This is a genomic window from Lentzea sp. NBRC 102530, assembly GCF_030269365.1.
Classification (GTDB): Bacteria; Actinomycetota; Actinomycetes; order Mycobacteriales; family Pseudonocardiaceae; genus Lentzea.
This window is the reverse complement of record NZ_BSTF01000023.1, coordinates 16,016-36,521: the sequence shown is the minus strand read 5'-3', so window position 1 is coordinate 36,521 and position 20,506 is coordinate 16,016. Positions and strand designations below refer to the sequence as shown.

15 protein-coding genes and 1 pseudogene are annotated in these 20,506 nt (G+C 69.2%); 8 read left to right on the top strand and 8 right to left on the bottom strand.

Annotated elements, in window-relative coordinates; genetic code table 11:
- Nucleotides 1-394: 394 nt before the first annotated feature.
- On the bottom strand, nucleotides 395-1,714 hold the full coding sequence (locus QSK25_RS40270; RefSeq protein ID WP_285646449.1) for a glycosyltransferase family 2 protein: 1,320 nt from the start codon (nucleotides 1,712-1,714) through the stop codon (nucleotides 395-397).
- Nucleotides 1,715-2,056: 342 nt separating this feature from the next.
- Between QSK25_RS40270 and wecB the strand changes: the two genes are divergently transcribed.
- The 4 genes from wecB (at nucleotide 2,057) to QSK25_RS40250 (ending at nucleotide 6,102) form a co-directional block, all read left to right on the top strand.
- Nucleotides 2,057-3,313 carry a non-hydrolyzing UDP-N-acetylglucosamine 2-epimerase gene (gene wecB, locus QSK25_RS40265; protein WP_285646447.1) on the top strand — a complete coding sequence of 419 codons (1,257 nt, stop codon included), beginning with the start codon at nucleotides 2,057-2,059 and terminating at the stop codon, nucleotides 3,311-3,313.
- Nucleotides 3,310-5,082: a DUF2334 domain-containing protein gene (locus QSK25_RS40260; protein WP_285646445.1), complete on the top strand. Its 1,773-nt coding sequence runs from the start codon at nucleotides 3,310-3,312 to the stop codon at nucleotides 5,080-5,082. The genes wecB and QSK25_RS40260 overlap by 4 nt, the downstream gene beginning before the upstream one ends.
- Nucleotides 5,083-5,138: 56 nt before the next feature.
- Complete coding sequence (locus QSK25_RS40255; protein ID WP_285646444.1) at nucleotides 5,139-5,756, top strand: hypothetical protein; 618 nt, start codon at nucleotides 5,139-5,141, stop codon at nucleotides 5,754-5,756.
- A 97-nt stretch (nucleotides 5,757-5,853) separates the two neighbouring features.
- The gene (locus QSK25_RS40250) at nucleotides 5,854-6,102 is read left to right on the top strand and encodes a hypothetical protein (protein ID WP_285646442.1); all 249 of its coding nucleotides are present in this window, start codon (nucleotides 5,854-5,856) and stop codon (nucleotides 6,100-6,102) included.
- Nucleotides 6,103-6,138: 36 nt separating this feature from the next.
- Here the strand turns inward: QSK25_RS40250 and QSK25_RS40245 are convergent, their stop codons facing one another.
- The 7 genes from QSK25_RS40245 to QSK25_RS40215 all read right to left on the bottom strand — a co-directional run bounded on the left by QSK25_RS40245 (nucleotide 6,139) and on the right by QSK25_RS40215 (nucleotide 14,212).
- The gene (locus QSK25_RS40245; protein ID WP_285646440.1) at nucleotides 6,139-7,659 is read right to left on the bottom strand and encodes an alpha/beta hydrolase; all 1,521 of its coding nucleotides are present in this window, start codon (nucleotides 7,657-7,659) and stop codon (nucleotides 6,139-6,141) included.
- A 12-nt stretch (nucleotides 7,660-7,671) separates the two neighbouring features.
- On the bottom strand, nucleotides 7,672-9,195 hold the full coding sequence (locus tag QSK25_RS40240) for an alpha/beta hydrolase (RefSeq protein WP_285646438.1): 1,524 nt from the start codon (nucleotides 9,193-9,195) through the stop codon (nucleotides 7,672-7,674).
- Nucleotides 9,196-9,403: 208 nt separating this feature from the next.
- Nucleotides 9,404-10,378, bottom strand: a complete 975-nt coding sequence (locus QSK25_RS40235; protein WP_285646436.1) for an ABC transporter substrate-binding protein — start codon at nucleotides 10,376-10,378, stop codon at nucleotides 9,404-9,406.
- A 15-nt stretch (nucleotides 10,379-10,393) separates the two neighbouring features.
- Entirely contained in the window at nucleotides 10,394-11,407 is a 1,014-nt protein-coding gene (locus QSK25_RS40230; protein WP_502881947.1) for an ABC transporter permease, read from the bottom strand.
- A gap of 23 nt (nucleotides 11,408-11,430) precedes the next feature.
- Nucleotides 11,431-12,195: an ATP-binding cassette domain-containing protein gene (locus QSK25_RS40225; RefSeq protein ID WP_285646432.1), complete on the bottom strand. Its 765-nt coding sequence runs from the start codon at nucleotides 12,193-12,195 to the stop codon at nucleotides 11,431-11,433.
- A gap of 20 nt (nucleotides 12,196-12,215) precedes the next feature.
- Nucleotides 12,216-13,199 (bottom strand): class I mannose-6-phosphate isomerase, encoded by a 984-nt coding sequence (locus QSK25_RS40220; protein ID WP_285646430.1) that lies wholly within the window; start codon nucleotides 13,197-13,199, stop codon nucleotides 12,216-12,218.
- 29 nt (nucleotides 13,200-13,228) lie between these two features.
- Nucleotides 13,229-14,212: a LacI family DNA-binding transcriptional regulator gene (locus QSK25_RS40215; RefSeq protein ID WP_285646428.1), complete on the bottom strand. Its 984-nt coding sequence runs from the start codon at nucleotides 14,210-14,212 to the stop codon at nucleotides 13,229-13,231.
- Between the two features lie 473 nt (nucleotides 14,213-14,685).
- Here QSK25_RS40215 and QSK25_RS40210 point away from each other — a divergent pair, with 473 nt between their 5' ends.
- From QSK25_RS40210 to QSK25_RS40195, 4 genes and pseudogenes are all read left to right on the top strand, one after another.
- Nucleotides 14,686-16,893 (top strand): GH92 family glycosyl hydrolase, encoded by a 2,208-nt coding sequence (locus QSK25_RS40210; protein WP_285646426.1) that lies wholly within the window; start codon nucleotides 14,686-14,688, stop codon nucleotides 16,891-16,893.
- 28 nt (nucleotides 16,894-16,921) lie between these two features.
- Nucleotides 16,922-19,168 carry a helix-turn-helix transcriptional regulator gene (locus tag QSK25_RS40205; RefSeq protein WP_285646424.1) on the top strand — a complete coding sequence of 749 codons (2,247 nt, stop codon included), beginning with the start codon at nucleotides 16,922-16,924 and terminating at the stop codon, nucleotides 19,166-19,168.
- A 107-nt stretch (nucleotides 19,169-19,275) separates the two neighbouring features.
- Entirely contained in the window at nucleotides 19,276-20,070 is a 795-nt protein-coding gene (locus tag QSK25_RS40200; protein WP_285646422.1) for a 3-methyl-L-tyrosine peroxygenase-related protein, read from the top strand.
- 70 nt (nucleotides 20,071-20,140) lie between these two features.
- Nucleotides 20,141-20,504: pseudogene (locus QSK25_RS40195) on the top strand (ATP-binding cassette domain-containing protein); the annotation flags it as partial.
- Nucleotides 20,505-20,506 lie beyond the last annotated feature (2 nt).

Sequence of the window (20,506 nt, the reverse complement as noted above, 5' to 3'; positions counted from 1 at the left end):
GACCACGCACGCAAGCCTGGCGCGCGGTGCCAACCGGACAGCCACAGACGTAAGCCAGCCACCTACGGGTCCTGGCGTGGCGAAGCGGAGCGAGCCCGAACGGGCCGATCCTCATCACCCAGCCGGTTCCACCGCTCTGGGCGATTGGGGCTTGACCTTGAGGGGCGGGATGCCACCATGTCAGACCGGCCGGGGCGCCTTTCACCCCGGCTTTTGAGGCCGATACGCATCCCGCCAGAGGCTCAAGGTCAAGCCCCAATCGCACCCCACATGGTCGAACCGACCCGCGCAAGCACCCTCGCAACCGCAGCCCGACCAACAAAACGCGACCAACCCCGCTGGAACCGGCACCAGCCCACCCAAGCCGCACCCAAGCCGCACCCCAGCAAGAACCTCATGCGATCTTCGGCACCGGCTGGCCAACCACCGGAACCTCCTTCTCCACCAACCGTTCCGTCTTGGCCCAGGTGTTCCGCCCGGCGAAGTGCCGGTACAACGCCCGCAACGTCGAAACAGACCCGAGGATCAAGAAGAGCGGATAGGTGAGCCCCACCAGCAAACACCGCCACAGCGGCTCATCGCCGTGCCGGAGCCGGTGCACCACACCCCAGATCAGCCCGGGCAGCACCAGCGCCACGAGCCAGATCCCCAACGCCAGCAGGGTGTTCCCGCCGTTGGCGGTGAACCCGCCGAACGAGTCCCCGGTGAACTGGGCGTAGAAGTTGATCCCCACCAACAGGGTCACCAGCAACGTCATCGGCGCCACCAACCAGGGCGTCAGCAGGTACTGCAGGAACTCCAGCAACGCCACCGACCCGACGTGCTTGGCCCGGATCAACCGGGGCACGTAGCGAAGGCACTGCAGGTTCCCCTGCCCCCACCGGGTCCGCTGCCGCAGCAACCGCTGAACGTCGACCAGCCCCTGCTGGGTGATGGTCGCGTGCGTCGCGTACCGGATCCGCTGCCCGCCGAGGTGCACCCGCAACCCGAGTTCGAGGTCCTCGACCAGGCACGCCGACCAAGGCGCGTCGCCGAGGTCCATCAACGTCTTCAACCGCACGAACTGCCCGTTGCCGCCGAGCCCGACCGTGCCCACGACGTCCCGCAACGACTGCGAAGCGTCGACCACGCAGCTGAACTCCAGATCCTGCAAGAACGCCAACAGGTTCGTGCGGTTGTGGATGCGCACGCGGCACTGCACGGCACCGACGGCCCGCGCGCCGAAGTACGCGCTGATCTCCGACAGCATCCCCGGCTCACCGCGGCCGTCGCCGTCGATCACGCCGACGATCGTGCGGTGGACCTTGCCGGCCTCCTCGGCCAGTCCGCGGACGTAGGCGAACGCGTGGTTCAGCGCCTCGCCCTTGCCCTGCCGGGCGTGGGGGAGTTCGCGCCGCAGGACGTGCAGCCGGTGGTCGTCGATCTCGGCCAGCACGTGTGGCGTGCCGTCGTCGGAACCGTCGTCGACAACGACGACCTGAACGGGCGTGCGCGCGCCGTCCAATGCCAGTGCGGAACGCACCGTGTTAGCCACGACACGTTCTTCGTTCAATGCCGGAATGATGATCCAGTACTCCAGCGGATGCCGTGAGGGAACGCCGGGGCCGCCCGGTTTCGGGCGCCACCAGACGAACACGGCGAGCACGAGGTTGTAACTGGGCCAAAACACCAGTAGGACGAGCATGAACGTCGCGAATTGCGTGGTGTCTGTCATGAGACAAACCTGTCTACAAAAGCGCTTGCGGGGGCAACAACAGGGAATGAAGTGTGAAGTTGACTCATTTCGGCTCCTGGTAACGAAGCGCTTGGCTGGTGCGAGATACCAGACAGCAGGGCCGGGAGCTGGTGTTCGAGGCGAGACTAGGGCTAGCTGAGCAGAGCGTCAACGGCCATATCGGGGACGAATAGACCTTCGTTACACAAGGCTCGCATTGTGATCACCGATATGGCGGTACCCCAGTGAGGCGGGTACCAATTGATTGTCAGCGGAGATCAACCGCTGTGGTGTCGGCGCACGTTCGCCGCGCGTGCCTGGAAGAGTCCAAAGAGGTAAAAGATGGGACCAAGTGCCCTGGTGCCCGGCCCTCGGCAGTTCTGCGTGGACGAGGTTCCGGAGGTTTTCCTGGTAGCGGGAACGCGCCCGGAAGCTGTGAAGATGGCCCCCGTGGCCGCCGCGATGTTCGCGGGCGGTCGCATTCGTCCCGTGCTGGTGAACTCGGGCCAGCACCCCGAGATGGTCGACCAGGCGCTGGAGTCGTTCGGCTTCGCGGCGGACGTCAGGCTCAAGCTGAACCGCGTGTCCGGCGGGCAGGCCGAGCTGACGAGCCAGCTGATCGAGGAGCTCGACCGGCTGCTCACCGAACGCGTGCCCGGCGCCGTGCTCGTCCAGGGCGACACGACGACGACGCTCGCGGGCGCGCTCGCCGCGTTCTGGAAGCAGATCCCCGTCGTGCACCTGGAGGCCGGGCTGCGCTCGCACGACCTCACCTCGCCGTTCCCCGAGGAGGGGAACCGCAAGATGGTCGGCCAGCTGGCGTCGCTGCACCTCACCCCGACCGCGGACTCCGCCGCACACCTCGCCGCGGAGTCGTTGCGGGGCAACAACGTCCTGACGATCGGCAACACCGTCGTGGACGCCGTGCTGGACGTCGCCGCCCGCCGCGCGCCCTACGGCGACTCACGGCTGCAGGAGATCGAGAACCGGGTCCACCGCGGACAGTCGCGGCTGGTGCTCGTCACCACGCACCGGCGCGAGTCCTGGGGCGAGCCGCTCGACCGCGTGCTGCACGCCGTCGCGGACATCGTCGCCTCCCGGCCGGACGTCGAGGTCGTGCTGCCCGCGCACCCGAACCCCGCCGTGCGGCGGCAGGTGCTGGACGTCCTCGGTGGCGTCCCGCGCGTGCTGATCACCGACCCGCTGCCGTACGCGCAGCTCGCGCGGCTGCTCGCGCAGTGCACGCTGGTGCTCTCGGACTCGGGCGGCATCCAGGAGGAGGCGCCGTCGTTCGGCGTTCCGGCGCTGGTGCTGCGGGACGTGACCGAACGCATGGAGGCCGTGAACTCGGGCTGTGCCGTCCTCGTCGGCACCGACCGCGAGCGCATCACGTCGCTCACCCTCCAGCTCCTCGACAACCCCGCCGCGCGCGAGGCCATGACCGCCGACGGCAACCCGTTCGGCGACGGGCTCGCCTCCGTGCGCACCGAACAGGCGTTGGCCTGGCTGCTGGGCCTGCAACAGCAGCGACCCGTTGAGTTCGCTCCTTACGCGGGCAGCGCCACCGTGCGCGTGTCCGGAGAGGTGGATGTGGCATGAGAAGCCGACTCTTCAAGGCCGCGGCGGGAGTGGCGCTCGCGGTCGCGATGGTCCCGGCGCCCGCCTACGCGGCGCCCCTCTCGCTCACCCTGGAGCCGGTCGGCGAGCTCGTCGAGAACACGCTGCCGGCGCCTCCGAAGCCGCCGGCCACACCCTCGACGAGCAGCACGCGGATCGCCAAGCGCACGACCCAGCCCACCGCGGTGTCGTCGGCGGTCGGCACGCAGGCGCTCGCGGCGGCGGCCACCGGCACGAACGGCGGTGGCGCGCCCGGCGCGAAGTCGACGCAGAAGACGTTGGTGCTCTACGACAACACCGGCCCGTGGGCCTGGCTCGGCGAGGCGTACGCGGTGCAGACGGGCAACCTCGTCTCGCACGGCAGCTCGTACGTCATGCACCCCGTCGGGTCCTATGTGGCCGGTGAGATGTCGGCCTACACCGGCGTGATCTACCTCGGGTCGACCTACGACGAGCCGATTCCCGTCGCGTTCCTCGACGACGTGCTCGCGGGCAACAAGCCGGTGCTGTGGATGGCGCACAACATCTGGCAGCTCACGGCCCGCGCGCCCAGCTTCGCCGCCACCTACGGCTGGAACTGGGTCCAGTACGACTTCGGCGCCGCGACCACGGTCCGGTACGAGAACACCGACCTCGGCCGCAACCCCCTCGCGACGCCGTCCGGCCTGATGGTCACCTCGATCACCGACCCGGCGATCGCGTCGGCGCCCGCCGTCGCCACGGGGTCCGCGTCCGGCCCGATCAACTGGGCCACCAAGGCGAAGAACCTCACCTACATCGGCGAGATCCCGTTCAGCTACGTCGACCACGGCGACCGCTACCTGGCCGCGGCGGACCTGATCAGCAAGATCTCGAACCCGGCCATGGCCGACCGCAAGCGCGCCCTGGTGCGCATCGAGGACGTCGGCCCCGACGCCGACCCGGCCGAGCTGCGCGCCGTCGCGGACTACCTCTACGCGCAGAAGGTGCCGTTCTCCATCGCGGTCTACCCGCGCTACGAGAACCCGCTGGGCGCCGACAACAACGGCGTCGCGGAGGCGGCGAACCTGTCGCAACGGCCGCAGGTCATGAGCGCGTTGCGGTACATGACCCAGCGCGGCGGCACGATCCTGATGCACGGCTACACGCACCAGTTCGGCAAGGCGATCAACCCGTACGACGGCCGCAGCGGCAACGACTTCGAGTTCTACACGGCCCACGTCGACGCGAACGACAGCGTGATCTACGACGGCCCGGTCCCCGGCGACTCGGCGGCGTGGATGCAGGGCAGGATCAACTCGGCGACGACCCAGTTCGCGCTGGCCGGCTTCTCGAAGCCGACCATCTTCGAACCGCCGCACTACGCCGCGTCCGCCGTGGACTACCAGGTCATCCAGCAGAACTTCGGCAAGCGCTACGACCGGGGTCTGTACTTCGGCGGCTACTGCCCCGGCGGCGCGTGCGGCACCGGGGCCCCGCAGTACGACAAGATCTACGGCCAGTACTTCCCGTACCTGGTCCGCGACGTCTACGGGTCCGTCGTGGCGCCCGAGGCGGTGGGCAACGTCGAGCCCGAGCCGTTCAACAACCACCCGGCCCGCCTGCCGGCCGACCTGGTCAAGACGGCGAACCAGCTCAAAGTGGTCGATGATGGCGTCGCGAGCTTCTTCTACCACCCGTACCTCGGTACGAGCTTCCTCCAGCAGACCGTCTCGGGGCTGAAGGGCGCGGGCTACACGTTCGTGTCCGTCGGCACCGTGATGGCCGGCTGATCCCGAAACAGGCCGGGAGACCTCTGCGGGGTCTCCCGGCCGACCAGGAGGTCGTTGTGCGCTGGGCGTTGGCCGTGCCGGTGCTCCTGCTCGCCGGGTGCTCGTCGCCCGGCGCCCCGCAGGAGCCGCCGTCGACCGACGAGGGCTGGCGGGTCACCGTCTACTACACGGCCGTCGAGGCGTTCCACAGTGGACCGTCGGCGGTCGTGCGGGGCTGTCCGGTCATCGACTGCGAGAACGGCGACGACGTGCTCGGCACGTTCCCGCAGTCGTTCTCGAAGGCCGTCGAGGACGAGGGCACCGGCCGCACGGCGGACGGCCGGTACCTCAACTGGTCCCACGACAAGGGCTACTGGCTCGACAGCGAGCCGCGCGACTCGTTCGGCAAACCGCTGAAGCCGTTCGTGTCCGCCGCCGCCGACGGCGTGCGGACGGGTTCCCGGATCAAGCTGGTCTCGTGTGGACAGACGCCCGAGGGCGGGAACGTGGACCGCGCCGTGTGCCAGAAGCTCGCGGCCTCGTCGTGGGAGATCACCGACGAGTTCACCCCCGGCCTCGGCGGGGAGCGGCACGTCGACCTCTACCTCGGCGAGGAGACAGGGCCGAAGTTCACCGAAAGCCCCTGGTACACGACGTTCGTGAAAGCCGTGCTGGAGGTTTCGCCGCCGAGCTGACAGTGTCGGGTCTCGACTGGTCCGGGGGCCTGTACGAGATTCCACGTCGTTCTGAGCGGGGGACACCGGCCACCCGGTCGCCGGCCCGCCGGCGGTCGTGCGCGTCGAGGGCGAGCGGGAGACGATCTTCGACCCGGTGCGCGGCCGGGTTCCCGCCGGCAAGAGGTACCGCGAGTGGTTCCTCAACACCCGCGTGTCCGAGGCGGAGGTCGAGAGCCTGATCACGCGCGTCGGTCCACCACCGTCCCCGGCCGACGAGAAGTGGGATCCGCGCAACACCGAGCGGACGATGTACGCCATCGAGGGCTGCGGCACCTGCTCACCTCGTGGACGCCGCGGCCGGTGACCGCGGCGGCCGGTGAGCGGCCGCCGCGGATGACCTTCACCAGCCGAGCTGAACCGCCAGCTCCCGCGCCTTGGCGAGCGGGTTGCCGGTGCTCTGACCGGGCTCCGGCAGCGGGATGCCAGGGCAGCTCAGGTCCTTGCGCGGCACCACGCCGTCGACGAGGTACCGCTCGACCACGTCGTTGACGCAGGCGTTGCCGAACCCGTAGATGCCGTGGTCACCCTCGTCCCGCACGGTCAGCAGGCGGGAGTTCGCGAACTTGGCGTGCGCCCGCTGCGCGCCGGCGAGCGGCGTGGCGGGGTCGCGCACCGACTGCACCATCAGCGCCGAGTCGACGCCCTTGCCGGTGGGACGCTTGAGGTTCACGTCCGGCCGGTCCCACCAGGCGCACGGCCCGGTGATCTGGTAGCCGCCGACGAGCGAGTTCTTCCTGACGCTCGCGTTGCCCTCGCGCTCCAGCGACCTCCGGTCGCCGCGGTGCGGGGTGTCGTTGCAGATGATCGACGTCTGCGTGCCCATCACGCGGTCCGGGTACTGCTTCGGTGCCGCCAGCGTGGCCACGCCGGGGTTGGCGATCAGGCCGAACAGCTGGGCGGTCGGCTCGAACGAGTCCTTGCTGTAGAGGCCCGTGAAGATCAGGGCGTCCAGCACCACGGACGTGACGACGGTGCCGTCCGGCAACGTGAAGGGCTGCTCGGCGAGCCTGGCGCGGGTGCGTTCGTAGGTCTGGCGCACCTCCTCCGCGGTCTTGCCGAGGTGGAACGCGCTGTCGTACTTCGCGACCCACGGCAGGAAGTCCGTGCGGAACCGGAGTTCGGCGCCGGGCGGGAGGTTGTCGAAGACCTTCTGCCACGACTCGGTGAACTCGGTGTTGGAGTCGAGCACGACCTTGTCGAGCGTCTTCGGGAAGTAGGTGGCGTAGTACGCGCCCATCCAGCTGCCGCCGGAGTAACCGAGCCAGCTCACCTTCTGCCTGCCGATGACCTGGCGCAGCAGGTCCAGGTCGCGCACGGTCTGCTCGGTCGTGATGTACCGGCCGAGCTCACCGGAGCGGGTCTGGCAGAACTTGGCCTGCAGCTCCATCCCGCCGTAGATCAGGTCGAGGTTCGCCCTGCTGCGGTCGCGCCAGTCGGCGGAGAGGCGGTGCTGGTACTCGCCGCACGTGACGTTGTCGCTCGCGCCCGTGCCGCGCACGTCGATGCCGTAGACCTCGGCGTTCTCGCTGAGCTTCGGCCGCTGCAGGAACAGCATCGGCATCGTGCGGCCCTCACCGCCCGGTCCACCGGGGTTGGTGAAGACGGCGCTCTTCGCCTTGCCGGACGACGGAACCGTGCGGCTGACGGCGATCGTGATGGTCTTGCCGTTGCGCGGGTTGTGCCAGTCCATCGGCGCGGTGAAGCTGCCGCACTGGAGCCGTTCGAACCCCGGCTCGTCGGTGCACTGCTGCCACTTGATTTCCTGCTGCGCCAGGCCGGTCGAGGCCTGTGCCTGTGGTGCCATCAGGAGCGATGTCGCGGTGACGACGGCGAGTGCCGCCGCTGTTCGCTTGCGGTGCATGCGTTCCTCCCTCTAACGACGAATGTGCGCGGCGAGCTGACGTGCGTTCTCCGCCGGGTTCGGCGCGACCTCACCGGGAACCGGGAGCGGAACCCCTTGGCACGTCAGGTCCTTCGCCGGGGTGACGCCGTCGATGAAGTAGCTCTCGACGACGTCGTTGACGCAGCTGTTGCTGCCCACGCCGTAGATGCCGTGGTCCCCCTCGTTCTCAACGGTGAGCAGCACCGAGTTGGTGAAGCGCTGGTGGGCCCGTTGCGCACCTTCCAGCGGCGTCGCGGGGTCGCGCACCGACTGCACCATCAACGTCTTGGGCGCCCCGATCCCGTTGGGGTGCTTGAGGTGCACGTTCGGCCGATCCCAGAACGCGCACGGCCCCATGACCTGGTAGTAGCCGACGAGCGGCCACTTGGCGCCGTTGGCCGCGGACTCGCGTTCGAGGAATTCGCGCCCACCGCGGAACTTCGTGTCGTTGCAGAACAGCGAGTACGCCGTGGCGTTCGCCGCGTCGGGGTAGCCGGCCTGCGCCTTCAGCAGTGCCGGGGTGGCACCGGCGAGTTCCGCGAAGATCTGCGCGCCGAGCGGGAAGTCCTTCGACCGGTACATGACCGCGCGCAGCAGCAGGTCGAGCTGCACGCCGTTGTAAACGCCCTCGGGCCGCGTCACCGGTTCCTTGTTGAGCTTGACGCGGGCACGTTCGTAGGACTGCCGCACTTCCTCGGCGGTCTTGCCCAGGTGGTAGGTGCTGTCGTACTTCGCCACCCACGGCAGGAAGTCCGTGCGGAAGCGGCGTTCGAAGCCCATGCCCCAGTCGTCGAACGAGTCCTGCCACGGCGCGGTGAACTCGACGTTGGAGTCCAGCACGATCTTGTCCAGCGTCTTCGGGAAGTACGTGGCGTAGTAGGCGCCGACCCAGCTGCCGCCGGAGTACCCGAGCCAGCTGACCTTGCGCTTGCCCAGCAGCTGGCGAAGCAGGTCGAGGTCCTTCACGGTCTGGTCGGTCGTGACGAACCGGCCGAACTCGCCGGAGCGCGCCTGGCACAGCTCGGCCTGCTTCTTCATGCTGCCGTACAGCAGGTCGAGGTTGGCCCTGCCGCGGTCGCGCGGATCGGTCACGCCCTCCGCGTCGAAGCCGTCGCAGGTGACGTTGCTGCTCGCGCCCGTGCCGCGGACGTCGATGCCGATGATCTCGGCGTTGTCGCTCAGCTTCGGCCGGTCGAGGTAGACCAGCGGCAACGTGACACCGGGCGCGCCGGGCCCGCCCGGGTTGGTGAAGATGGTCTGCTTCGCCGTGCCGTTCCTCGGCTTCAGGCGGCTGACCGCGATGGTGATGGTCTTGCCGTTGCGCGGGTTGTTCCAGTTCATCGGCGCGGTGAAGCTGCCGCACTCCAGGCGTTCGCCGCCGGGCGGCAGGCCTGGTGTCCCCGGTTCGAAGCACTGCTGCCACTGGATCTGTTGTGCCGCTGACGCCTGTGGAGCGATGAGCAGAGATGTCGCTGTCGCGACGGCGAGTGCCACCGCGATCGTCCTTCGTCGCATTCGAGCCCCCTCCAATGTGCCTATAGCTCATCGGTTTCGGGGAAGCCGAACATCGGCTGAAGGATGACTGCGTCGTACAACTTGGGTCTTAGCCCAACGCGGCCAAGTGGCCATGACATGCGTCATGGACCCGTAGGTGGAGCCCTGGGGTGCGCGAGCGGAAGGGCCGTCCCCGAGGTGGGAAAGGCCCTTCGTCGTCAGCTGGGGATCAGCAGGACTGCTTGTAGAAGTACTTCGAGTTGGCGTCGGCGTCGTCCTTCGTGATGGCGACGAGGTCCGTCTCGATGTCGCGCTTGTTCTCCTTGCCGTCGATCGCCGCCACGGCCTGTTCGACGCCCTGCTTGCCGATCGTGCCCGGGTCCTGCGCGATCAGCGCCTGCACGGTGCCCGCCTTCAGGTCCTCGACCTGCTTCGGCGAGGCGTCGAAGCCGACCAGGTTCACCGTGCCGGTCTTGCCGGCGTTGCGCAGGCCGGTCGCCGCGCCCTCACCGGTGTTGAGGTTGGTCGCGAACACGCCGATCAGGTCGGGGTTCGCGGCCAGCGTCGCGGTCACCTTCGAGGCCGCGGTGGCGGGCTCGTTGTCGGTGTACTGCTGGCCGATGTACTTGAGGTTCGGGAACGCCTTGATCGCGTCCTCGAAGCCCTTGGCGCGCGCGTCGGTGGTGGACGTGCCGGCCTTGGTGTTGAGCACCAGCACCGAGCCGGACTTGCCGGCCGCGAGCTTGTTCAGCGTCTCGGCGGCGAGCTTGCCGCCCTGCTCGTTGTTCGAGGAGATCGACGAGACGCCGATGGAGGTGTCCTGGAGCTTGGTGTCGACCTCGACGACCTTGATGCCCGCGTCCTTGAGCTGCTTCATCGGGCCGGCCATGGCCTTGTCGTCGGTCGGCGCGATCAGCACCGCCGCCGGCTTGGAGGCGAGGATGCCCGTGACGATCGGGGTCTGCTGGGCCGCGTCGAACTTCGCGGGGGCCTGCGTGTCGAACTCGTAGCCCGCGGCCTTCGCCGCCTCCTCGAAACCGCACTGCATCGAGATGTAGAACGGCTCGGCCGTGATGCCGGGGATCAGCACCATCTTCTTGTTCGCGGCGGAGCTGCCCGAGTTCGAGTCACCGATCTGCCCGCCTCCGCCACAGGCGGCGAGCAGGAAAGCGGCTGAGACGGCCACTGCGGAGCGGATCTTCATTGGTCCAGCACCTTCCTAACGTTGGTTGCGCGCCCGACGCCGTGCCTGGTCCAGCCACACGGCGGCCACCAGCACGATCGCCACGGCGATCGGCTGCCAGAACTCCCTGACCCCGATGATCACGAGGCCCTTCTCCAACACCGCCGGGATGAACACGCCGAAGACCGTGCCCAGCACCGAGCCCATGCCGCCGAAGATGCTGGTACCGCCCAGCACGACGGCGGCGATCGCGTTCAGGTTGTCCGTCTCGTGGCCGGTGACGACCGCGACGCGGAAGAACGCGTTGCCCATGAAGCCCGCGAGCCCCGCGAGGGTGCCGGCGAGCAGGTACACCTTCGTCAGGTGACCGCGCACGGAGATGCCGACGCGCCGCGCCGCCTCCTCGTTCGACCCGACCGCGTACGTGTAGCGGCCGAATCGCGTGGTGGACAACAACAACGCGCCGAGTGCCGTGACGACCGCGGCCACGATCACGATGTTCGGGATGCCGAAGTACGTGCCGGAACCGAACGTGCGGTTCAGCTTGTCGGGGATGCCGGACACGTTGGAACCGTTGTTCAGCAACAGGGCCGCGCCCTGCGCCGCGCCGAACGAGCCCAGCGTCACGATCAGCGGCGGGATCTTGGCCCGCGAGATCAGCAGGCCGTTCAGCAGGCCCCAGACCGCGCCGCTGACGAGCGCGACGACGAGGCCGAACCCGATCACGCCCCAGCCCGCGTTCGTCGCGTCACCGCCGGACACCGCGTTCATGGCCAGCGCGCTCGACACCGAAGCGAACACGAGCACCGAGCCGACGGACAGGTCGATGCCGGACGTGATGATCACGAACGTCATGCCGACCGACAGCACCAGCAGCACCGCGGTCTCCGCCAGCAGGAACTGCAGCGTCGTCACCTGGAAGATCGCGTCCGGGCGGATCGCGCCGAACGTGGCGACGAGGACCAGCAGCACCAGGCCGATCCAGAGCGTGTTCGCGCCGGTCAGCCGCTTGAGCAACGGCGTGCGGTGCTCGTCCGGCAGAGATGACATCGTTGTCTTCTCATCGGTGGTCATCAGGCCGCGTCCTCCTGGGTCAGCGCGCCGGTCATCGCGCCGACGAGTTCCTCGACGCTGGTCTCGGAGGCCTTGAACCGGGCCACGCGACGGCCGAGGCGCAGCACCTCGACGCGGTCGGAGACCGAGAGCACCTCGGGCATGTTGTGCGAGATCAGCACGACGGCGATGCCCTCGTCGCGGACGCGCTTGATCACGTCCAGCACGCGTTCCCGCTGGACCACGCCGAGCGCGGCCGTCGGCTCGTCCATGAACACGAGCTTCGACGCCCACGCCACCGACCGCGCGACCGCGACGGACTGGCGCTGACCACCGGACAGCGCCGCTATCGGCACGTCGATGCTCTGCAGCGTCGCGCCGAACCGCGTGAAGTGCTCGGTGGCCTGCCTGCGCATGGCCTTCTTGTCGAGCACTCCGAAGAAACCCAGCACGCCGGGCTTGAGGATCTCCCTGCCCAGGAACATGTTCGCGGCCGGGTCGAGGTCCGGCGCGACCGCGAGGTCCTGGAAGACCGTCTCGATGCCCAGGTCGCGGGCGTCGTTGGGGGAGTCGAGCACCAGCGGCTTCCCGTCGAACGTCAGCGTGCCGCCGGTCGGCCGCTCCACCCCGGACAGGCACTTCACCAGGGTGGACTTGCCCGCGCCGTTGTCGCCGATCAGCGACACGACCTCGCCGGGGTAGGCGGTGAACGAGGCACCGCGGAGAGCTTCCACGGTGCCGTAGTTCTTCGTGAGATCACGAGCCTCCAGCAGAGGCTGGCTCATCGCGTCACATCCTCCATGGACTACACAGCGGACAGAACGGGCGGACGGCAGCGGATCGCCACCAGGTCACCGGACAGTCCCAGTTCACCGGCCGCGTGCGGCACGACGACCGTGCTGCCCTTGTGCACTTCCAGCTCGCCGAGCTTGCCCGAGCCCTCCAGCACGACCAGCACGGCGAACGACGGCTCCAGCGAGAAGGAGCCCTCGACGTGCAGGCGGTCGGCCTGGAAGAACGGGTTGGCGTCGGGGCCGAGCAGGTCGACCGACGGCGCCCACTTCTCGGAGGTCTGGCGCACCAGTTCCTCGAGCCTGCCGCTCCAGCCCCGGCGGTCCACGCAGTCCAGGGCGACGTCGTAGCCGAGCCCGAGGTGACCGATGTCGGCGTTGGCGAGGAAGCCCTCCCACTCCAGCGTCACCGAGAAGTCGGTGGGCTGCTGGAGTTCGACGATGAACACGCCCTCGCCGATCGCGTGCGGCACACCGGCGGGCACGAAGACCGTGTCACCGGGCCGGACGCACACCGGGTTCAGCGCGTCGAGCATCGCCCTCGTGTTCTGGTTCGCGACCCACTCGGCCACCGTCGCCGCGGGCACGTCGTCGCGGAATCCGATGTAGACGGTCGGGTCCGGCCCGGTCGTGCCGACGACGATCCACGCCTCCGTCTTGCCGTGGCGGCAGTTCAGGTGCGACGCCGCGAAGGCGTTCGAGGGGTGGCAGTGCACCGGCAGGCGCTGCCCGGCGTCGAGCAGCTTCACGAGCAACGCCGTGTCGCCGCCGAACTTGGCCGCGTGCTCCGCGCCGAGCCACCCGGTCGGGTCGGCCTTGACCGCGTCCCGCAGCAGCACGCCGTCTGGCAACGTTGTCAGCCCGGCGTCGCTGCGCCCGTAGAGCGTGGTCGTCGACGCCACCCAGTCCTCGGGCCCGAAGTCGCCGCTCGTCCCGCCGCGCAGCGCGGCGATCGCCTCACCGCCGCGGTAGAACTGCTTCGGCTGGTTGGCGGGCAAGCTGACAGGCTGGTGGAGAACACCAGAACTCACGCGTGGACCTCCCCGGATCCTCGTGGCACCAAGCGCACCGGCAGCACGACGCGGCGCGGTGGTGAGTTGTCGCCGTCCAGTCGGGCGAACAACAAATCGGTGGCCGCCTTGCCGAGCGCGCTCGCGTCGTGCGCGATCACGGTCACCGGCGGCGACAGCAGGTCGGCGAGCTCGAAGTCGTCGAAGCCCACGAGCGCGGGCCGTTCGGTCGTTCCCGCGAGCGTCCGCAGGATGTGCACGGTGATGCGGTTGTTGCCGGCCACGATCGCCGTCGCGGGCTCACGCATGCTCTGCAACCGCTGGAGGGTGGTCGCGACGCTGCTCTCGTCGTGCGGTCCCATCGCCACGAGCTCCTCGTGGTACCCGATCCCGGCCCGCACACACCCTTCGCGATACCCGCGAAGCCGCTCGTTGGCGGTGAAGATGTCCGGTGCGTCCCCGAGGAACGCGATGCGCCGGTGCCCGTGCGCGGCCAGGTGCGTGACCGCCTCGACGGTCCCGCCGATGTTGTCCACCAGCACCGTGTCGGCCACGACGTCACCCGCGGGCCGGTCCAGGAACACCACCGGCGTCCCGGCCCGCATCTCGGGCACCAGGTAGCTGTGCTGCAACCCGGCGGGCACGATCAACAGCCCGTCCACGCGCCTGCTGCAGAACTCGAGCGCCAACTCCCGCTCACGCCCGGGATCCTCGTCGGACGACCCGGAGATCACCTGGCGGCCCCGAAGTCTGGCGATTTCCTCGACAGCACGCGTCACGCCGGAGTAGAACGGGTTGCCGACGTCCTCCAGCACCAGCCCGATCGTGCCGGTGGACGAACCCCGGCGCAGGTTGCGGGCACTCAGGTTCCGCCGGAACCCGAGCTGGTCGATGGCCGCGAGCACGCGCTCGGCGGTGGACGGGTGCACGCCCGGCTCGTCGTTGACCACGCGCGAGACGGTCTTGATGCTCACGCCCGCGAGCCGCGCGACGTCGTTCATCGTCGCGCGACGTACCTTGCGCTGACCGGCTACGGGCCCGCTGGGGGACAACGTTGTCATAGTGGCCGTATCTCACCCCGGCTTTACGCCCTTGTCAACAGTTCCCGACCGGTAAAGGCCCGGCCCATTCCGTTGCTTCATGTCCAGAACTGGACAAGAGCCCGCGACCCTCTTGACCTTGCCCGTGTGCGCTCCGCAGTCTTCCGGTGACGGACAGCGTTGTCGGAACCGCTGGCCGTGCGAAGGCCCCCGGGCCGGGGTGCGCATGCGGCGGCGGTTGCACCCCGGCCCGGTCCCTAACCCCAGCGGCGGCAGGGGCGAGGCCGACAGAACGCGAGCATCGTCGCGGAGCGACGATGCCGAAACCCAAGCTCGTCATGGTCTGCACGACCACCGCACTGCCGGCGTGACCACCCGACCGGACCACGCCGGGACCCACCCAACCCGCCCGAAACCCAACTAGCCTGGGCCAGGTGGACGCACTGGACCCCATTGAGTCGGTCAACACCTTCATCGGCACAAAGGACGAGGGCAACACGTTCCCCGGCGCGTCCCTGCCCTTCGGCAAAGCCCACAGCAGCCCAATAGGCTCGCACTACGCCGGCTACCGCTACGACGACCAGCAGATCCGCGGCTTCGGCCACTTCTTCCTGTCCGGCGCCGGCTGCTGGGAACAGGGCGGCCTGGTCTCGATCCTCCCGGTCACGTCCCTCCCGCAGTCCTTCGACCACAAGCGGTACGCCACCACCTACTCCCACGACGGCGAAGTGGGCAAACCCGGCTACTACAAGGTGAAGCTGGACCGCGGCATCACCGTCGAGTGCACCGCCACCACCAGGGCGGGCGTGGAGCGCTACACGTTCCCGGCGGTCGCGATGCCCACCCTGCTCGTCAACGTGGGCCAGGCCAACGACAAGGAACCGGTCAGCGCCAGCTCCGTCAAGGTCCTCGACGACCGCACCATCACGGGAACCGTGGAGACGCAGGCGTTCTGCGGTGGCCGCCCCTACATCACCTACTTCGCAACGAGGTTCGACCGCCCCATCACCCAGTTCGGCACCTGGGGCCCGACGGGGCCGAAGCCGGGCCAGCGTGAATCCGCGGGCGGCGCCGGTCTCAGGGGAGCCTGGGTGACGTTCGAACCGGGCCAGGTGACGGCCGCGACCGCACTCTCCCAAGTGGACGAACAGGGCGCGCTGAACAACCTCGACCAGGAGACGAAAACCAAGACCTTCGACGAACTCCGCAACGAGGCCCAGGACATCTGGCGCCAGGAGCTGAGCTGCATCGAGATCGAGACGGACGACTGGGACGAGCGCGCGGTCTTCTACACCGCCCTCTACCACGTGCTGCTCCAGCCGCTGACCGGCAGCGACGTGGACGGCCGGTACCGCGGGTTCGACAACAAGATCCACGAAACGCAGGGTTGGACCTACTACGAGTACTACTCGCTGTGGGACACGTACCGCGCGCACAACCAACTGCTGGCGCTGATCCGCACCCAGCGCAGCAAGGACATCGCGCGCAGCGTCCTCGCCATCCACGAGCAGGGCGGGTGGCTGCCGCGCTGGGCCTTCGCCAACCAGGAGACCAACTGCATGACCGGCGACCCGGTCACGCCGTTCCTGGTCGACCTCTGGCGCTTCGGGCACCTCCAGGGCCTGGAGGAACAGGCCTACCAGGCGTTGAAGCAGAACGCGGACGGCATTCCGCCGGAGGCGAGCAGGTTCCAGGGGAGGTCCGGCAACCCCACGTACCTCGCCAGGGGATTCGTCCAGTACGACAAGCGGTTCCCGAAGAAGGGGCAGGACACCGACCCGCACCACGGCGCGTCGGCCACCCTCGAGTACGCGCTGGCGGACGCCACGCTGGCGATCATGGCCGAGGCGCTCGGGCACCAGGAGGACGCGGCACGCTTCCGGCAACGCGGCCTCAACCACCGGGCGCTGTGGGACAACAGCGTCACCGACCGCGGGTTCACCGGGTTCCCGCGGCCGAAGCTGCAGAACGGGTCGTGGCTCACGCCTTTCACGCCGCAGGGGCCCGACGGGTTCCACGAGGGCACGGCCTGGCAGTACCAGTGGCTCTGCCAGCACGACGTCGACGGGCTGATCACCGCGGTGGGCGGCAGGGCGCAGGCCGAGGCGCGGCTGGACGACTTCTTCGCCTACCAGGACCTGCTCATCGACCCGAAGCGCACCGTGAGGGAAAAGTGGGTCGTCGGACCGTACGACTACTACAACCAGTTCCGGTACAACCCGAACAACGAACCGGACCTGCACGCGCCGTGGATGTACGCGCTGATCGGCAGGCCGGAGAAGACCTCGGTGGTCGTGCGGGCAGCGCAGACGTTGTTCGTCAACGGTCCGGCTGGTGTCACGGGCAACGACGACCTCGGCACGATGTCCGCCTGGTACGTGTTCAGCGCGCTCGGGATGTACCCGGCGGTGCCCGGCACCGGTGAGTTCGTGCCGCACGCGCCGCGGTTCACGAAGGCCGTGATCCACCTGGAGAACGGCAAGGACGTCGTGATCAAGGCGGAGAACGCCGACACCGGCGTGACCCAGGTGGTGCAGCGGATCCGCAGCGGCTGGCTCTCGAAGGCGAAGGACCGGATCGAGCTCGCGGAGCTCCAGTCGGGCACCACGCTCGAGGTTGATCTCCACACACTTTCCAACTGAGACGCCGGAACGGTCGTACGCTCGCGGGATGGGCATCTGCGCGAGCTGTGGCACGGGCTTCGCGCCGCTCCCGTCGCGCGCCCGCTACTGCTCGAACGCGTGCCGTCAGCGTGCCTACCGGCAGCGTTCGGCCGGTACGTCCATTGTGGTCGCCGAGCTGCCTGCCTACGACGACGCGTTCGTCGGCAGGGACCGGGAGCTGGGCGAGCTCCTTCCGTTGCTGCGCAAGCACAGGCTGCTGACGCTCGTCGGATCGGCGGGGGTGGGGAAGACGCGGCTCGCGGCCGAACTCGCGCGCCGGTCCCGGCGGGCCGAGGTGCGCACGGTCGAGCTGGGGCGGTTGAGCAGGCCCGAGCAGGTCGTGCAGGCCTTCGCGGAAGCCGTTGGGGCGTATCAACACGCGGGGGTCTCCCTCAGCACGACGTTGATCCAGGAGTTGGCGCACCGGCGGATCCTGCTGCTCGTCGACAACTGCGAGCACCTCGTCGAGGAGTGCTGCGAGGTCGTGGACGAGGTCCTCGCCCGGTGCCAGCACGTGCAGGTCCTCGCGACCAGCAGGGAGGCGCTCAGGGCCGTCGGTGAGGTCGTCTACCCGCTGCACGGCATGGCCGCGGACGCGCCGAGGTTGTTCGCCGCACGCGCCGGGACGAAGGGGGACGAGGAGGCCGTCGCGGCCGTCTGCGCCAGGCTGGACGGCGTCCCGCTGGCCGTCGAACTGGCCGCGCGGCTGAGCAGGGAGGTGCCGCTGGACGAGCTCGCGGACCGCCTCGACCAGCGCCTCGACCTGCTCAGCGACGCCGACACGACGCAACGCCACCAGAGCCTGCGCACCGCCATCGCCTGGAGCCACGACCTGCTGACCACGGCCGAGCAGGAGCTGTTCCGCAGACTCGCGCTGCTGCCCGGCGGGTTCGGGCTCGACATCGCGCAGGTCGTGCACGGCGCGCCGGTGATCGGGCTGCTCACGGCGTTGCAGGCGAAGTCGCTGGTGGTGCGCGAACACGACGGCCGGTTCCGGATGCTCGAATCCGTCCGCATGTACGCCGAGGAACGGCTGAAGGAGCACGGCGAGCACCACACCACCGCCGAACGCATCCTCGCGTGGCTGTGCGAGAAGGGCGAACCCGGCGTCACGTCGTCGATCCTGCGGCCGGAGCAGGTGCAGGCGCAGCACCAGGAGTACGACAACGTGGCGTACGCGTTCGCCAATCTGGTCGCACCGGACGACGGCCGGCGCCTGATGCTCGCCACCATGCTGCTCAGGGTGTGCCTGGACCGCGGCTACTTCGCGCAGGCGGGCGCCGTGCTGAGACAGGTGCTGGACTCCACTCCCGCCGACACGCGCTACCGGATCCTCGCGCTGGAGTACGCGTCCTGGCTCGCGGGCTACGAGGAGCAGCACGAGGAAGGGCTGCGGCTCGCCCGGGAGGCGGTCGCGGTGGCGGTGGCCGGCGGGCAGGACGTGATCATGTGCCGCCTGTACCGCACGGTGGCCAACGCCTACGACGGGTTGGGGGACCTGGTGAACGCCGCAGCCGCGCTGCGCCGATCGATCGAGCACGGCGTGCGCAACGGCAACGACGTCAGTGTCGCCGTGTCCAGCCAGAACCTGGCCTGGCAGCTGCTGGTCCAGGGCGACGCCGAGGGGGCGGCGGCACTGGTCGACAGAGCGTTGCCGGTGATCAGGTCCCACGCGCGGCCCGACGTCGTGGCGCGCGTGGTGCACACGGCCGGTGCCATCGCCCTGGAACGCGGTGACCTGGTGACGGCGGGCGCGTGGTTCGCCGAGGGCGCGCGCATGACGTCGGAGACGCCGAGGGCGTTGCTGGACTCGATCGAGGGGCGCGGCCTGGTCGCGATGGCGTCCGGACGGCACGAGCTCGGCGTGCGGCTTCTGGCCGCCTGCCGACAGATGCGGGTGGTGTGGGTCGTCGCGGCCGAACCGTGGTGGCGGCGGAAGATGGCCGCCGCACTGGACCTCGCGCGGGAAAACCTGTCGCCCGCCGCGTTTGGACGAGCGTTCAAGTCGGGCGAGGCGATGGACGTCCGGCACACCCTGGAAACCGCCCTGGACAAGGAGATCGTGCAGGACGCGGTGCTGAGCGACCGGCAGCGCACGGTGGTCGAACTCGTCGCCCTGGGGATGACGAACGCGCAGGTCGCGGCCAAGCTCGGCATCTCGCACCGCACGGTGGAATCCCACGTGCACAACGTGAAGACCGCGCTGAACCTGTCCACTCGCGCGCAGCTCAAGACTTGGGCCCAAACGCACTGAGGCGCACGCCACGTCCAACTGAGACGTAACGCTGCGGTTCATCCGGATGACTTCCCGCCCCCTGCCGTTCATGGTGAGTACAACACCGGACAAGGGGAGGGGGCGACGTGGAACCGTTCCGCCTGCTGCACCCCGACCTCGTGCCCCAGCGGCGCGAGTCGTTGCAGCACGCCGCGTCCATGCTCGTCCAGATGGGCCTGGACGACACGGTGCTCTCGGCGTCGCCCGTGCACCAGCGCCTGGCCCGCGTCGTGCTCGCGAGCAGCGGCGTCATCGAGTGGACGCCCGGCTACCGCACGCAGGAGTGCGACCTCGACGACCGCTTCGGTGTCGTGCGGGTCGGCGGCGACCGCGGCGGGATCTTCCTCTCCGGCGTCCTGATCGCCTACCTCGACGTGCTCGAGAACGCCGCGCGCATGCGCACCTCGATCACCGAGGACTCCTGGCGCACCCTGCTCTGGGCCCCCACGGCCCTCTTCGACCACGTGCTGCGCCGCCCCCAGGTCGGCATGACCGTCATGCCTCCCGGCTGCGGCACCGAGAGCCTGCCGCTCGAGCGCATCCAGGCAGGTCAGCGCCTCTACCTCGCGCTGATGCAGGCCGTCCGGTTCGCCGTCAGCGGGGTCGTGCGCGCGCAGGACGACCGCACCCTGGTCGAGGACTGCGTGACGCTCGCGACCGCGTGCCTGCGGGCCGCCGCGGTGGCGCTCGCGTTCGCCGCGGACGTGCCGGAGGGCTCGCCGCTGCCGGTCGTCGAGACCGACGAGCACCGCTACCTGTGGCAGGTGGTCGGCGAGGTGCGGGCGGCCGTTCCGCGCGCCCGCTTCGAGCAGTTCTCCGCCGCGCTGCGAAGGTTGAACGACGTCTACACCGCCTGCCCGTTGCTCGTCGCGGGCGGCTGAACTCTTCCGTCTCGACTTCGCGGCGACTTTCGTCGTTCCGCGCCGCCGGCCACCTGGCGCTGACCCAGCGGTGGACGGCGTCTCGTTCGCCGTGGCCGAGGTCGAGTTCTTCGGCATCCTCGGGCCGAACGGCGTCGGCAGGACCACCACGCTGGAGATCCCCTGGCTGCGCAACGTGGAGTTGTTGCCGCGCATCGGGGTTCAGCTCCGGGCGTCGTCGTTCTTCGAGAAGCTCTCCGGCGGGCAACGCCAACGGCTTTCGATCGCGTGCGCGCTCGTGCACGACCCGGACATCTGTTCCTCGACGAACCGACCGCGGCGCTCGACCCGCCCTGGACGCGCCCGCCGTGCTGGTGCGCGGTCTCGACGCACCGACGCACGTGACGTTGCAGAAGGGCGTTCTGTCCGCTGTGGACGCTGCCGCGCTCGACGGCGT

What these genes read in the sequence shown, in the direction of transcription:
- QSK25_RS40205 (WP_285646424.1), top strand. Translation starts at nt 16,922, where the DNA reads ATGGGCATCTGCGCGAGCTGTGGCACGGGCTTCGCGCCGCTCCCGTCG.
- wecB (WP_285646447.1), top strand. Translation starts at nt 2,057, where the DNA reads ATGGGACCAAGTGCCCTGGTGCCCGGCCCTCGGCAGTTCTGCGTGGAC.
- QSK25_RS40230 (WP_502881947.1), bottom strand. Translation starts at nt 11,407, where the DNA reads ATGTCATCTCTGCCGGACGAGCACCGCACGCCGTTGCTCAAGCGGCTG.
- QSK25_RS40245 (WP_285646440.1), bottom strand. Translation starts at nt 7,659, where the DNA reads ATGCACCGCAAGCGAACAGCGGCGGCACTCGCCGTCGTCACCGCGACA.
- QSK25_RS40260 (WP_285646445.1), top strand. Translation starts at nt 3,310, where the DNA reads ATGAGAAGCCGACTCTTCAAGGCCGCGGCGGGAGTGGCGCTCGCGGTC.
- QSK25_RS40215 (WP_285646428.1), bottom strand. Translation starts at nt 14,212, where the DNA reads ATGAACGACGTCGCGCGGCTCGCGGGCGTGAGCATCAAGACCGTCTCG.
- QSK25_RS40270 (WP_285646449.1), bottom strand. Translation starts at nt 1,714, where the DNA reads ATGACAGACACCACGCAATTCGCGACGTTCATGCTCGTCCTACTGGTG.
- QSK25_RS40225 (WP_285646432.1), bottom strand. Translation starts at nt 12,195, where the DNA reads ATGAGCCAGCCTCTGCTGGAGGCTCGTGATCTCACGAAGAACTACGGC.
- QSK25_RS40235 (WP_285646436.1), bottom strand. Translation starts at nt 10,378, where the DNA reads ATGAAGATCCGCTCCGCAGTGGCCGTCTCAGCCGCTTTCCTGCTCGCC.
- QSK25_RS40240 (WP_285646438.1), bottom strand. Translation starts at nt 9,195, where the DNA reads ATGCGACGAAGGACGATCGCGGTGGCACTCGCCGTCGCGACAGCGACA.